Raw genomic sequence first — 14125 nt, forward strand, 5'->3', positions numbered from 1 at the left:
AACTGCATCAAATCGTGCCGCCCACCGTCATTTTCTCGATGCGCAAAGTCGGCTGACCGACGCCCACCGGCACGCTCTGGCCTTCCTTGCCGCACACGCCCACGCCGCTGTCGAGCGACATGTCGTTGCCGATCATCGTCACGTATTTCAGCGATTCCGGACCGCTGCCGATCAGCGTCGCGCCCTTCACCGGGTACGTGATCTTGCCGTCCTCGATCATGTACGCCTCGGACGCCGAGAACACGAACTTGCCGTTGGTGATATCCACCTGACCGCCGCCGAAATTGACCGCGTACAGGCCGTTCTTGACCGACGCGAGAATCTCCTGCGGGTCCTTGTCGCCGTTGAGCATGTACGTATTCGTCATGCGCGGCATCGGCAGCGCGGCGTACGACTCGCGGCGCGCGTTGCCCGTCACCGGCATCTTCATCAGGCGCGCGTTGAGCGAGTCCTGAATGTAGCCCTTCAGAATGCCGTCTTCGATCAGCGTCGTGCACTGCGTCGGGTTGCCTTCGTCGTCGATATTGAGCGATCCGCGGCGATTCGGCAGCGTGCCGTCATCCACCACCGTCACGCCCTTCGCCGCCACCTGCTCGCCGATGCGGCCCGCGAACGCCGACGATCCCTTGCGGTTGAAATCGCCCTCCAGGCCGTGCCCGACGGCTTCGTGCAGCAGCACGCCGGGCCAGCCCGGCCCGAGCACGACCGTCATCGCGCCGGCCGGGGCAGGGCGGGCTTCCAGATTGACGAGCGCCGCATGCACGGCGTCATCGACGTACTTCGAGAGGATATCGTCCGTGAAATAGCCGTAATCGAAGCGACCGCCGCCGCCGCCCGTGCCGATCTCGCGCCGGCCGTTCTGCTCGGCGATCACCGTGACCGAGACGCGCACGAGCGGCCGCACGTCCGCCGCGAGCGCGCCGTCGCTGCGCGCGACAAGCACGACGTCGTATTCGCCCGCGAGCCCGGCCATCACCTGCGTGATGCGCGGATCGCGGCCGCGCGCCATCTGTTCGACGCGCTCCAGCAATTTGACCTTCGCGTTGGCATCGAGCGAATGCAGCGGATCGGCGGGGACGTACAGGTCGCGGCCCGAGACGCCCGTGAGCGTGCTCGCCGGCTTGATCTTGTGCTTGCCGCCGCCCGCCTTCGCGATGGCCCGCGTGGCGAACGCGGCCTGGCGGATGGAATCGGGCGAAAGATCGTCGGAATAGGCGAAAGCCGTGCGCTCGCCCGAGACGGCGCGCACGCCGACGCCCTGATCGATGCTGAAGCTGCCCGATTTGACGATGCCTTCCTCAAGACTCCACGCTTCGCTGCGCGTGGACTGGAAGTACAGATCCGCGTAATCGACGCGATGCGTGAAAATCTCCGCGAGCGTGCGCGTGATGAGACCCTCGTCGAGGCCGTACGGCGTCAGGAGAACGTCCTTCGCCGTGACCAGATTGCGGATGCCGGGTTCGATGATGTTCATGCGGTGCCTATTGCGTTGATGCAGCGTGTTCGGTGAATTTCGGACAATTCTACTGTCCGCGTCGTTCAGACCATGTGCGGGACCACTTCCGCGCGTTCAAGGCCGTCAAGAAGCCTATTTTCGAGATGCAGGGCGTTCGCGACGCGGGGCCATCGCGCACGAACGCCTAGGCGATCACCCGATGCCGGTACGCCGGCAGGCTCTGCCGCACGCTCGCGATGCGCTCGGGATCGATCGCGCCCGCGACGACGCCCGCGCCTTCCTCGCGCACGGCGACGATTTCGCCCCACGGGTCGATCAGCATGCTATGCCCCCACGTGCGGCGGCCGTTTTCGTGCTTGCCGCCTTGCGCGGCGGCGAGCACGTAGCACTGGTTCTCGATCGCCCGCGCCTTGAGCAGCGTCTCCCAGTGCGCACGGCCGGTGGTGTACGTGAACGCGGAAGGCACCACGATCAGCGCGCAGTCGCCCATCTTTCTGTACAGCTCGGGAAAGCGCAGGTCGTAGCAGACGGAGAGGCCCACGCGCCCGAACGGCGCTTGGAAGGTTCGCACGTCCGCGCCGGGCACGATGCTGCGCGCTTCGTCGAACGATTCCTCGCCCTTTTCGAAATTGAACAGATGAATCTTGTCGTAGCGCGCCACCTGCTCGCCGTCCGGGCCGAAGACGAGCGACGTATTCAGCACGCGCGACGCTTCCGGCGACTTCAGCGGCAGCGTCCCGCCGATCACCCACACGCCATGTTTGCGCGCGGCGTCCGACAAAAACTGCTGAATGGGGCCGTCGCCGGGCGTCTCGCGGATCGCGAGCTTGTCCGTGTCCTTGAAACCCATGAAGCAGAAGTACTCGGGCAGCAGCACCAGTTGCGCGCCGCCTTGCGCCGCCTCGGCGACGAGCCGTCCGGCCTCGGCCAGATTGCGGTCGCGATCCGGCGTGCTCACCATTTGCAGCGCGGCGACCTGGAACGGCCGCACGGTGCTTTCGCTCGATTGTTCGGTCATGTTCGTGGCGCTGGGTTGTCGCTGGTTTGTCGAGAGAGCCCTCCGCACGCTCCGACGAGCGCCTCGCTTTTATTGAGCGACTGACGGACGCGCGACGGCAGCGGGTGATTCGATCTTACCCTGATCGCCATGCAGGCGCTGAACGACCGGCTTGGTCCACGATCCGGTGATCGAATAGTCGACCGCGAAGGCTTTCTTGATCGACTGCGACAGCGCGAGATCGGCGGCGAGCGCGCCGAGACCGAGCAGCGGATTGATGACCGCCGCGCCCAACGCCACCGCGCCCGCGCCGACGGTCGGAATCACCTTGACGCGAAGGTCCTGCGTCTTCTTCGGCAGATCGACCGAGCCGTGCACCTGCACGCGGGCGGGCGGCGTGATCATCGAAAGATCGTCGGTGCGGCCGATGCCGTCCGCGATGCGCGCATTGCCTGTGAGTTTCTCGAACGGCAGCCCCTTGCCGACCACATCCTCGAAATGCAGCGTGAGCAGATTGGCGAGGCTGCGCAGGCTCAGAATGCCGAGCCACTTCGCGGCGGCCGGCGCGCGCAGAATCTGCCCGTGCCGCAGATCGACGGCCACCGTGCCGTCGAGCGTGGGCAGATCGACCGCGGTCGGACCGCCGTTCCAGCCCGCGTGACCGGATACCGAGCCGGTCGCGCCACTGACGGAGTGCGGCACACCGAAGCGGTCCAGGAACTGCCCGCCGTTCTTCACGTCCAGCCTGAAATCGACCGACGTGCGGCGGGGCGTGGCATCGCCGTCGCGTGGCGGCTCAGCGCCCGGCAGCGCGCGCCAGATGGCGTTCGCGGTGAAGGTCGCGTCCGGATTGGCGAGCTGCAACTTGTCGAGCGTCCAAATCGGCTCATCGGCGACTTCTTCGTTGTGCGCATCCACTTCGAGCCGGCCGAGATCGCGGCCCCGAAGAAGGAGCTGATTCACGATCACATCGATGGAGGGCAGGTTGCGCGGCGGCTTGCTCATCGTTTTCTCGCCGGGCGCGTTGTCCACTTTGTCGGGAATCGCCACTTTGTCGAGCCGGGCCTGCACCGCGCCGGGGCCGCCTTTGACCGCGCCGGGCGTAAACGCGACGCTGCCCGCCACCTGATCCGATGCGATGTTCGCGAGCCATTTCCGATCGCTCCATTCCTCGCGCGCGTCGATGGCGATGTGCTCCCAGCGCCGGTCGAGGAGCTTGAGCGCGCCGATGTGCAGCGCGGCGCGGGTCGGGACGAATTGGCGAACGGTGTCGCTCGCGGTCGCGGAGGGCGGGGGAGGCGTCGTTTGAGCCGGCGTCGCGTCCGCGAGCACCTTGCGCCACGCATCGGCGTCGAGCGTCTTCAGGTCCACGTCGGCGGTCACGCCTTCTGCCGGCAAGTCGGCGGGCTTGTTCACGGCGATCGCGCCGCGCACGGCTTGCAAGGTCGCGCGCATGTTCATCGGCGCGGCCGGATTTTCCGGATCGATCTTCACTTCCGCCCGGCCGATGCGCCGCAACTCGTAATGCGCCGCGAGCGGCCCGAGCGTGAGCCGCGCGTCGTGCAGATCCGACGCGGCCCCGGGCGCGGGCGCGAAGCTGAACGTGAACGGCATCGGCGCACCCTTCGCCTTGCCGAACGGCGCGGGCAAGTCGATGCCGACGCCCGTGAGATCCGCTTTCGCCTGCACGTCGGGCAGCGCGTTCTTCGCGCCGCGCACGTGCAGTTCATACGGCGCGGCGCCGTCGATGCGCGTCAGAAGCTGCGTCACCTGCGGCGTCATGCGTCCGTTGAAGCGCGCGGCGGCGTCGGTGCCGATGCGCCCGTTCACATCGAACGCGTAGCTGCCGTCGGGCCGCACGCCGCCTGTCGCGCGCACGTCGCCGCCGAGCAGTTGCGCCGTGAGCGAATCGAGCGTGACGGTCTTCGCCGCGAAGTCCGCGCGGCCGCGCAAATGCGTGAGCGGCGGCAGACTGGCATACGCGACTTCATTGTCGGCAAACGTCAGCGAGCCTTTGTACTCCGTGCGCAGCGGCGGGAGCGGCGGCGGCGGGCGGTAGCGCGGAATGCCGAGCGTGAGCGCGAGCGACGCGTTGCCCTTCGCGTCGAGCTTGCGCGTGGCGTGCTTCGCCATCAGGCCGAGCGAGCTGTTATCGACGTATTGCAGCATGTCGGCGAGCGGGCCGCGCGCCTGGCCGTCGATCCACAGCTTCGTCTCGCGGTTGCCCGTATCGTCGATACGGCCGATCACGCGCGACACCGCGACGCCCTTGTAATGCCCGCGATGAATGTCAAAGCCGAGCTTGTTTTGCGCGAGCGTGAAGGTGCCGTCGATGCCCTCGAACGCGGGCCAGAAATTCGGCAAGCCGTTAGCCATCTTGCGCGGCGGGAAGGGCGTCGGATCGAACTTGCCGCCGGTAAACGGCGCTTCGATGCGAAACACGCCGGCATCCGGAAATTTGGCGTACGGAAAGCGCGTGAGATCGCCGTGCACTTCAAGCGTGGCGTTGCGCGCGACGCCCGCCTGCAACGCGTGGCCGAGGTAGACGCGCACGCGCTCGTTGAGACTCGTCGGGAGGTAGCGCACGAGGTGCGTCGCATTCAGATGCGCGACCTTCGCTTTCAGATCGAGATTGCCGCGCCCGTGTCCCTGATTCCAGTATGCGGCGGTGACTTCGCCTTCGGCGTCGGCGTTCTTCACGCGCAGCGTGTCCAGATGAATGGCGAACGCGCGGCGCAGTTCGCCCGGCGCGATGGCGTCCGCAACGGTCCACGTCGCGTGGCCCTGCAGCGAATCGAAGATGAGGCGCGGGTCGTCGAACGCGCCCGGAATCGTCACGGCCGCGTTCTTCGTATCGATGCTGATGGTGCCTTGCGACTCGTTCGCGTCGACCGCGCCCCACAGGTTTTCGATGCCCGGAATGCCGGCGCGCGGGTGATTGTTGGCGGTCAGTCCCGGCGGCGGCTCCTGCGCCTGCACGCTGATGCCCTGCAACTCGCCCTTGAACGCATAGTGCAGCAGCTTCGCGTCGCCTTTTTCGCGCTGGCGCTTCACTTCTTCTTCGCTGCGCGGCGGCACGCGTTCAGTGTAGATCGTGAAATTGGCGATCTGCCCGCGCGGATTGAAGCGCACGAGCTCGTTCAGCACGCGCGCCGGAACCGGCAGCGCGCGCGTGAATTCAGCGAGGATGCCGAGATCGGCTTCATCGCCCGTCACGCGAAAGAGCAGGCCGACGTTGACCGCCGCCGGGCGATACGTTGCACTGAGCGTCCGCGAGGTCAAAAGGCGCGCGACCGGCGTGCCGTCTTCGAGCGCGGGCTGGCCGAGTTCGGCGCGCAGGTCGGAGAGATTGAGCGTGTACGCGCCGTCCTTCTTGTCGACGGTCCAGCCAAAGCGCGCCACCGGAAGATCGAGTCGCGGCTGCGTCGCCCGCACGCGCAGCGCGATGTTGCCGCCCGCGAGGTCGCCGTTCGCGCTCTGCAACCCCCCGCGCGCGAAGTTGACCCAGATGCGGTTCTCCACGCGGCCGTCGTAGATGGCGAACGGCATCTTCACGTAGCGCCCGAGCGTCGGCAGATCCAGCGGACCGGTCGACACGTACAGGCGGCCGGTCCAGTTCGCGGGCGCGCCCATCGCGCTGAAGGGTTCGTGGCGGAAGTCCGCGCGCAGGTCGAGCGGGCCGTGCAGCACGTCGCCGTCGGGCGGCGCGGCGAGCGCCACGCGATGACGCAGGCCGTCGTTCAGCACGGTGAGCCGCAGCCGCTTGAACGCGATCTCGGGCGCGCCGCGTTGGGCGTCGCGCCAACGCAGCGTGCCGTCGCGCAGCAGAATGTGCTCTTGTCCGAGCAGCCATGTGGTGAAAGCGTTGGAACCCGTGCGATGCGTCGGAACCGGAACGCCCGCGACCGTGACTTCGCCTTTGGCGTTGCGCGCGGCGATTACGTCGGGGCCATCGACGGTCAAATCAGCCAGTTTCGGCTTGAGCGCGACGAGCGAGCGCCACGCGATACTCGCGCTCGCGTGCGGCACCGCGAGCCCCGGCGAGCCGTCGGCGGCGTCGATGCGAAGATTGTCGATGTCGATGGTCGGCTGCATGCCCGACCATCGCGCGGACAGCCGGCCGATGCGCAACTGCGCGTGCATGCGCGTGGAGACGGCTTCTTCGATGCGCGGCCTGAACGAATCGATCTGCGGCAGCACGACATAGCGCAGGCCGAGATAAATGCACGCCACCGCGAAATACAGCACGGCCGCGATGACGAGAACGACTTTGAGAACGCGCGACAGAACGCGCTCGGCGTTGCCGCTGGGCTCGGCTTGTCCAACTTCGGTCGGGTCGACGGATCGTCTGCTGTCGGACATGCTGCGGCTGTTCGGCGATATGGTAGTTTTGCGTGTTCGACGCTGAAATGTAACACAGGGCAAGGCGCGGACATCTGCGGCGTGCGCGCGCCGAACCGCCCGCAAAGGCCCGCTGCGCAAGCCTTCCGGGCGCGCCGCGTGCGCCCGCCCGCGTGCCGAAACACTCGACGCAAAGCAACCTGCGAGCCTAACCATTCATGACCGATGTGACTCTGCGCAGTTCCGGCTACTCCACTTATGCAGCCCGCGCGTATGCCGCGCGCGTCGAACTGGCATCGAACGTGGCGGAGTGGGTGCAGTCGCCCGTCACGCGCGAGTGGATCGAAGCGCGTCTCGACGCGCACTGCGCGCGCTCCTCGTCGAACGGCTCGCTCGACGAAGCCGCGCTCAAGACGGCGCTGCGGCGTCTCCGAGTGGACGTGTTCTGCACCGTGATGGAGCGCGATCTGCGCGGCGCGGCCGATGTCGCCGAAGTCACCGGCGCGATGACCGATCTCGCCGAAGTCACCATTCAGCGCGCGCTCGCCGTGCTGACGGCGGACCTCGAAACGCTGTTCGGCGAACCGCGCGGGCCGAACGGCGAGCGGCTCACGCTCGGCGTCGTCGGCATGGGCAAGCTCGGCGGGCGCGAGTTGAACGCGTCGTCGGATATCGATCTGATCTTTGTCTACGAAGACGACGGCGAAACCGCCGGCGGCACGCGCGCGCCGCTCGCGACGCAGGAATTCTTCACGCGGCTCGGACGGCGGCTGATCGGCGCGCTCGCGGAAATCACGCAGGACGGCTACGTGTTTCGCGTCGACATGCGGCTGCGTCCGAACGGCGATTCGGGGCCGCTCGTGTGCAGTCTCGGCATGCTCGAAGAGTACTTTTACGTGCAAGGCCGCGAGTGGGAGCGCTACGCGTGGATCAAGGCGCGGCTCGTGTCCGAGCGCGAAAGCGAGTCCGCGCAGCGGCTCGCGAAGCAACTCGACGCGATCGCCACGCCGTTCGTCTACCGCCGCTATCTCGATTACGGCGTGATTGCGGCGATTCGCTCGCTGCATCAGCAGATTCGCCAGGAAGCGCGGCGGCGCGCGTCCATGCGACCGGACAAGGCCGACGATATCAAGCTCGGGCGCGGCGGCATCCGCGAAATCGAGTTCAGCGCGCAAGTGTTTCAGTTGATTCGCGGCGGTCAGGCAGCGGATTTTCGTATCCGGCCGACGCTCGCCGTGCTCGAACGCGCGGCGGCCAACGGGCTCATCGCGCCTGCGGTACGCGAAGCGCTCACCGACGCGTATCTCTTCCTGCGCACGGTCGAGCATCGTCTGCAATATCGCAACGACGCGCAGACGCACGCCATGCCCGTGGCCGACGAGGAGCGCGCGCTGCTGGCGTCGTCGCTCGGCTTTGCGGATTACGCCGCGCTCATGACCCGGCTCGACGCGCACCGCGAATTCGTCGAGCAGCAGTTCGACGCCATCTTCGCCGACAAGGTGAGCGGCGAGCGCGGCTGCGGCGTGGCGGACGATTCGGCGGCGTCGTGGATCTGGAGCAGCGCGCTCGCCGACGAATCCGCGCAGGACGAACTCACCGCGCGGCTCATGGAACTGGGTTTCGCGGACCCGGCGCCGGTGCTCGCGCGGCTGACGGGCGTGTGGAACTCGTCGCGGTATGCCGGGCTGCCGGAGCAAAGCCGTGGCCGGTTCGACATCGTCGCGCAGCGCGCGCTCGAAGCCGTGCAGTCCGTCGACGCGGCGCGCCGCGTGGACACCATCGCGCGTCTCTTCGATCTGCTCGAAGCGACGGCGAAGCGCGGCGCGTACCTCGCGTTGCTCACCGAATATCCGGCGGCGCTCGACCGCGTGCTCTCGGTGCTGTCGGGGTCGCGCTGGGCAGCGGGCTATCTCATCCGCCATCCGCAATTGCTCGACGAATTGCTCGACGACGAAGCGATTTCCAGCCCGTTCGACTGGCCCGAATTCCGGCGCGCGCTGAATGCGCGTCTCGCCGCCGCCGAGGACGCCGAGCATCAGATGGACTTGCTGCGCCACGCGCATCAGGCCGAAGTGTTCCGCATTTTGCTGCTGGATCTGGCCGGGCGGCTGACGGTCGAGCACGTGAGCGACCGCTTGTCCGAACTCGCGGACGCGGTGCTCGACGTGACCGTCGAAACCGTCTGGAAGCAGTTCCCGAAGCGGCATCGCGAGACGCCGCGGTTTTCGGTCATCGCGTATGGAAAGCTGGGCGGGAAGGAACTGGGCTACGCGTCGGATCTCGATCTGATCTTTCTCTACGACGACCCCGACGACGCCGCGTCCGACATCTACGCGATGTTCGCGCGCCGCCTGATTACATGGCTCACGGCGGCGACGGGCGCGGGCACGCTGTTCGACGTCGACTTGCGGCTGCGGCCGAACGGCGAGTCCGGCCTGTTGGTCACGAGCCTCGATTCGTTTCGCCGCTATCAGCTACGCGAGGGCGACGCGGCCAATACCGCGTGGGTCTGGGAGCATCAGGCGCTGTCGCGGGCGCGGTTCAGCGCGGGCGATGCCGACATCGGCGCGCAATTCGAAGCGATTCGCGCCGACGTGCTGGTGATGGAGCGCGATGCGGCCGCGCTCGCGCTCGAAATCGTCGCCATGCGCGAGCGCGTGGCGGCGGGGCATCCGAATCGCAGCGATCTGTTCGACCTGAAGCACGATCGCGGCGGCATGGTCGATATCGAGTTCATCGTGCAGTACTGGGTGTTGCTGCATGCGCGCACTCACCGTGAATTTCTGCGCAACGCGGGGAACATCACGCTGCTGAAGATCGCGGCGCGGAGCGGCCTCATTTCGGAGCCCGATGCTGAGACGATCGGCGCGGCGTACCGGTATTACCGCAAGCTCCAGCACACGCTGCGGCTCGACGGCATGGAGAAGGCGCGCGTCGATCCGGCTGTCGTGCGGGCGGAGCGTGAAGCGGTGACGGGGCTCTGGCGGCGCGTTTTTGGTGATGGGATGTGAGCGGCGGGTGTTTGGCGCGTGACAGGCGACGGGATATAAACCGCGCATGCGTGGCGGAATGTGGGCGGCGCGTGCGAGGCCGGTGTCCGGCGTGTCCGGAAGCAGGAGCGCACGCCGCGGCTCGACCGCACCGAGAAATCGCGCGTCGACCCGGCTGGCGTGGGCGTCCTGCGTGAAGCGGTGACGGCGCCTAGCGGCGCGTGTTCGGCGACGCGATGTGAGGGGCGCCTCGTTGGCGCGCGTTCGGACTCGTTCAGCGGTGAGTGCCGGCGATGTCCGCCGCGCGTGTTCGGTGACGGAATGTTGGCGGCCCGTGCTTGGCACGAGAGAGGCGCGCGAGGAGCCTCTGCTTGACACTAAGATGCGTGCGTGGCGGGCGAGTGGCGGCGCAATGTGCGCCGCGCGTGCCTGGCGCGCGGGCGGCGCGTGAGCGGCAGGCGAAAAGCGCGCTTCCGCTCGCTAGATTCACGCCGCCAGCATTTCCTTCGCGTGCTTGCGCGTCGTCGCGGTGATTTCGATACCGCCGAGCATCCGCGCCACTTCCTCGATGCGCTTCGCCTTGTCGAGCGGCGTCACGGTGCTGACGGTGCCGCCGGCATCGTCGGACGACTTCGCCACCTGGAAGTGCTGGTCGCCGCGCGCGGCCACTTGCGGCAAGTGCGTGACGCACAGCACCTGACGGTCGCGCCCGAGCTGATGCAGCAGCCGTCCGACGACTTCCGCGACGCCGCCGCCGATGCCCGTGTCCACTTCGTCGAAAATGAGCGTGGGCGTCGGGCTCGCGGTACTCGCGATCACCGCGAGCGCGAGGCTGATACGCGCCAGTTCGCCGCCCGAGGCAACCTTCGCAAGCGGCCGCAACGCGACGCCCGCGTGACCGGCAACGCGAAACTCGATCTGCTCAAGCCCGTTCGCGCCGCCTTCCGCAAGCGGCACGAGCGCGACTTCGAAGCTGCCGCCCGCCATCGACAATTCCTGCATGCCTTCGGTGACCGCTTTCGAGAGCGACTTCGCCGCCTTCGCGCGCGCCTTCGAGAGCACGTTCGCTTCGGCGAGATACGCGTCTTTCGCTTTCGCGGCGGCGGCGTTCAGCGCGTCGAGATCCGCGGCGGCGTCGAGTTCGGCGAGCTGACGGCGGCGCGTTTCGTGTTCTTCCGGCAGGGCTTCGGGCTGAAGGCGGAACTTGCGCGCCGTCGAATGAAGCTGATCCATGCGCTTTTCGACTTGCGCGAGCCGGTCCGGGTCGAGCTCCAGCCGCTGCGCATAGTGCGACAGCGAGTACGACGCCTCCTGCAACTGGATCTCGGCCGGTTCGAGCGAGGCGAGCACGTCGTTCAGCGCCGGGTCGATGTCGGCGAGAGACCGCAGCTTCGAGATGATTGCGCCGAGTTGCGAGATCATCGCGTCATCGGATTCGGACAGTTCGCCGAGCGCGTTCTGCACGCCGTCGATCAGACTTGCCGAATGCGACAGCCGACGGTGCTCCGCGCTCACTTCCTCCCATTCGCCCGGCTGCGGCGCGAGCTTGTCGAATTCGCTGAGTTGCCAGGCAAGGCGTTCGCGTTCCAGTTGCAGTTCGCGGTCGCGGCTTTGCGCGGCATCGACGGCTTGCTGCGCTTCGCGCCAAGCTCGCCACGCGCGATTCACGGCGGCCGCCGTATCCACGAGACCGGCGTGTGTGTCGAACAATTCGCGCTGAGCGTCGGGCCGCATCAATAACTGATGCGCGTGCTGGCCGTGGATATCCACGAGCATTTCGCCCACTTCGCGCAACTGCGTGAGCGTCGCCGGCGTGCCGTTGATGAATGCGCGCGAGCGGCCGCTCGAATCGATCACGCGGCGCAGCATCACCGTGTCGCCGTCTTGCGAAAGCGCGTGCTCGTCGAGCCAGCGAACCACTTGGGCGTGCGTGCCGAACTCGGCGGTGATGTCCGCGCGCTGCTCGCCGGTGCGCACGACGCTCGCATCGGCGCGCGCGCCGAGCGTGAGGGCGAGGGCGTCGATCAGAATCGATTTGCCCGCGCCGGTTTCACCCGAAAAGACCGTGAAGCCCGAATCGAATTCGATGTCGAGCGCGGCGACGATGACGAAGTCTCGAATGGAGAGATGACGGAGCATGGACGCTTCGGGAAGGGTTCGGCAAAGTTGTGCGGTCAGACAGACGAGTCCTGCGAGGGATGCTCGTTCCAGTGCAGTTTCTTGCGCAGCGTGGCGTACGTGCTGTAGCCGACCGGATGCAGCACCGGCACGGTATGCCGGGAGCGCCGCACCTCGATGGCGTCGTTCAGTTCGACGGCGGTGAACGACTGCATGTCGAAATTCACGTTGACGTCGCGCCCGCCGATGATCTGGATGGTGACCTTGGAGTCGTCCGGCAGCACGATCGGACGATTCGAAAGCGAATGCGGCGCGATCGGCACGAGCACGAAGCCTTGAAGTTGCGGATGCAGAATCGGCCCGGCGGAAGAAAGCGCGTACGCCGTGGAGCCGGTCGGCGTGGCGACGATCAGCCCGTCGGAGCGCTGGTTGTACATGAAGTGGCCGTCCACCGAGACGCGCAACTCCGCCATGCCCGAGAAGCCGCTGCGATTCACGACCACGTCGTTGAACGCGAGCGCGTGATAGATCGGCTTGTCGTTGCGCACGATGCGCGCTTCGAGCAGGCTGCGCTCCTCGCGTTCGAACTGCCCCGCGAGCATTTGCGGCACGCGTTCGCGCATTTCCTTGAGCGGAATGTCCGTGATGAAGCCGAGCCGTCCGTGATTCACCCCGATGAGCGGCGTTCTATACGGCGCGAGTTGACGGCCCACGCCGAGCATGGTGCCGTCGCCGCCGAGAACGACGGCCACATCCGCCCGCGCGCCGATCTCCGCGATGGACAGCGCGGGATAGTCGGTCACGCCGACATCCTTCGCGGTGCCGGCTTCGAACACCACGTCGAAGCCCTGGTTCGCAATGTGCTCCGCGAGCGATCGCAGCGGGGCCTCGATGCCGGGCGTGTTGGTTCGCCCGACCAGGGCGACGGTCTTGAATTGGCCAATTTCCATGCCGGCATTACACCATAGGTAGGAGGCGAAAAGAACCGGGGCCGCTCGGTCTCAGGCAGCCCCGGTTTGTCGCTAGAATGGAGCGGACATTGAACGATCGGCGCGCCGCCGAACGCGGCCCGGAACGGCGCGAGCCCGCGGCGGCAGCCGTCGCCGCGCTTTGACACGTTGCGTTAAACTTTGCCCATGCTAGACCCACGTGCACAAACCCTCCTGAAAACGTTGATCGAGCGTTACATCGCCGAAGGTCAGCCGGTCGGTTCGCGCACGTTATCACGTCACTCCGGCCTCGAACTGAGTCCTGCCACCATCCGCAACGTGATGTCGGACCTCGAGGACCTCGGCCTCGTCGCGAGCCCGCATACGTCGGCGGGGCGCATTCCGACGCCGCGGGGCTATCGCCTGTTCGTCGATACCATGCTGACGGTCGAAGCCCCGCAGGACGAGGCGATGACCACGGCCGTCAAGACGCGCCTGCAAGGCGAGGAGCCGCAGAAGATCGTCGCGGCGGCGGCGAGCGTGTTGTCCAGTCTGTCCTCGTTCGCAGGCGTGATCCTCACGCCGCGCCGCAGTCACATGTTCAAGCAGATCGAGTTCATGCGGCTGTCGGACAAGCGCATTCTGCTCATCATCGTGACGCCGGAAGGCGACGTGCAAAACCGCATGATGGCCACGCAGCGCGACTACTCGCCCTCGCAACTCACCGAAGCCTCCAATTACATCAACGCGCATTTCGCGGGCCTGTCCTTCGACGAAGTGCGCCGCCGGCTGCGCGAGGAAATCGACCAGTTGCGCGGCGACATGACCACGCTGATGCAAGCGGCGGTCGTCGCGAGCACGGCCGAGACCGATCCCGGCGAGACCGTGCTGATTTCCGGCGAGCGCAACCTGCTCGAAGTCGCGGACCTTTCGTCCGACATGGCGCGGCTGCGCAAACTCTTCGACCTCTTCGACCAAAAGACGAGCCTCCTGCAATTGCTGGATGTATCGAGTCACGCGCAAGGCGTGCAGATTTTCATCGGCGGGGAATCGAATCTTGTGCCGATCGAGGAGATGAGCGTCGTCACCGCGCCGTACGAAGTGAACGGCAAGATAGTCGGCACGCTCGGCGTGATCGGCCCGACGCGCATGGCCTACAACCGCGTGATTCCCATCGTCGATATCACGGCGCGCCTGCTGTCGATGTCGCTCAGCCAGCAATAGCACGCCTTTGCAGGCATCTTGCCGCGCCGCCGGACGCGCCGCCACTAGGCCGTTCGGCCGATGCAGCGTG

The 14125-nt window shown here is 66.8% G+C and carries 7 protein-coding genes; 2 read left to right on the top strand and 5 right to left on the bottom strand.

Going from position 1 to position 14125, the window contains the following annotated elements; translation table 11 throughout:
* Window positions 1-7: 7 nt before the first annotated feature.
* From tldD to NCR37_RS02105, 3 genes are all read right to left on the bottom strand, one after another.
* Complete coding sequence (gene tldD, locus NCR37_RS02095) at window positions 8-1474, bottom strand: metalloprotease TldD (protein WP_250471303.1); 1467 nt, start codon at window positions 1472-1474, stop codon at window positions 8-10.
* Between the two features lie 166 nt (window positions 1475-1640).
* On the bottom strand, window positions 1641-2474 hold the full coding sequence (locus tag NCR37_RS02100; RefSeq protein ID WP_250471304.1) for a carbon-nitrogen hydrolase family protein: 834 nt from the start codon (window positions 2472-2474) through the stop codon (window positions 1641-1643).
* 69 nt (window positions 2475-2543) lie between these two features.
* Entirely contained in the window at window positions 2544-6815 is a 4272-nt protein-coding gene (locus NCR37_RS02105; protein ID WP_250471305.1) for a YhdP family phospholipid transporter, read from the bottom strand.
* 197 nt (window positions 6816-7012) lie between these two features.
* Here NCR37_RS02105 and glnE point away from each other — a divergent pair, with 197 nt between their 5' ends.
* Window positions 7013-9805, top strand: a complete 2793-nt coding sequence (gene glnE, locus NCR37_RS02110; RefSeq protein WP_250471306.1) for a bifunctional [glutamate--ammonia ligase]-adenylyl-L-tyrosine phosphorylase/[glutamate--ammonia-ligase] adenylyltransferase — start codon at window positions 7013-7015, stop codon at window positions 9803-9805.
* Between the two features lie 465 nt (window positions 9806-10270).
* On the opposite strand, the gene recN is transcribed toward glnE, so the two are convergent.
* Together recN and NCR37_RS02120 are read right to left on the bottom strand one after the other, a co-directional pair.
* Window positions 10271-11923, bottom strand: coding sequence for a DNA repair protein RecN (gene recN, locus NCR37_RS02115; RefSeq protein ID WP_250471307.1), 1653 nt, complete (start codon window positions 11921-11923; stop codon window positions 10271-10273).
* A 35-nt stretch (window positions 11924-11958) separates the two neighbouring features.
* On the bottom strand, window positions 11959-12852 hold the full coding sequence (locus tag NCR37_RS02120) for an NAD kinase (RefSeq protein ID WP_175939497.1): 894 nt from the start codon (window positions 12850-12852) through the stop codon (window positions 11959-11961).
* Between the two features lie 186 nt (window positions 12853-13038).
* On the opposite strand from NCR37_RS02120, the gene hrcA reads away from it, so the two are divergent.
* Window positions 13039-14055 carry a heat-inducible transcriptional repressor HrcA gene (gene hrcA, locus NCR37_RS02125; protein ID WP_175939498.1) on the top strand — a complete coding sequence of 339 codons (1017 nt, stop codon included), beginning with the start codon at window positions 13039-13041 and terminating at the stop codon, window positions 14053-14055.
* The last annotated feature ends 70 nt before the right edge of the window (window positions 14056-14125 follow it).

This window comes from Caballeronia sp. GAFFF1, from assembly GCF_023630705.1.
Taxonomy (GTDB): domain Bacteria; phylum Pseudomonadota; class Gammaproteobacteria; order Burkholderiales; family Burkholderiaceae; genus Caballeronia.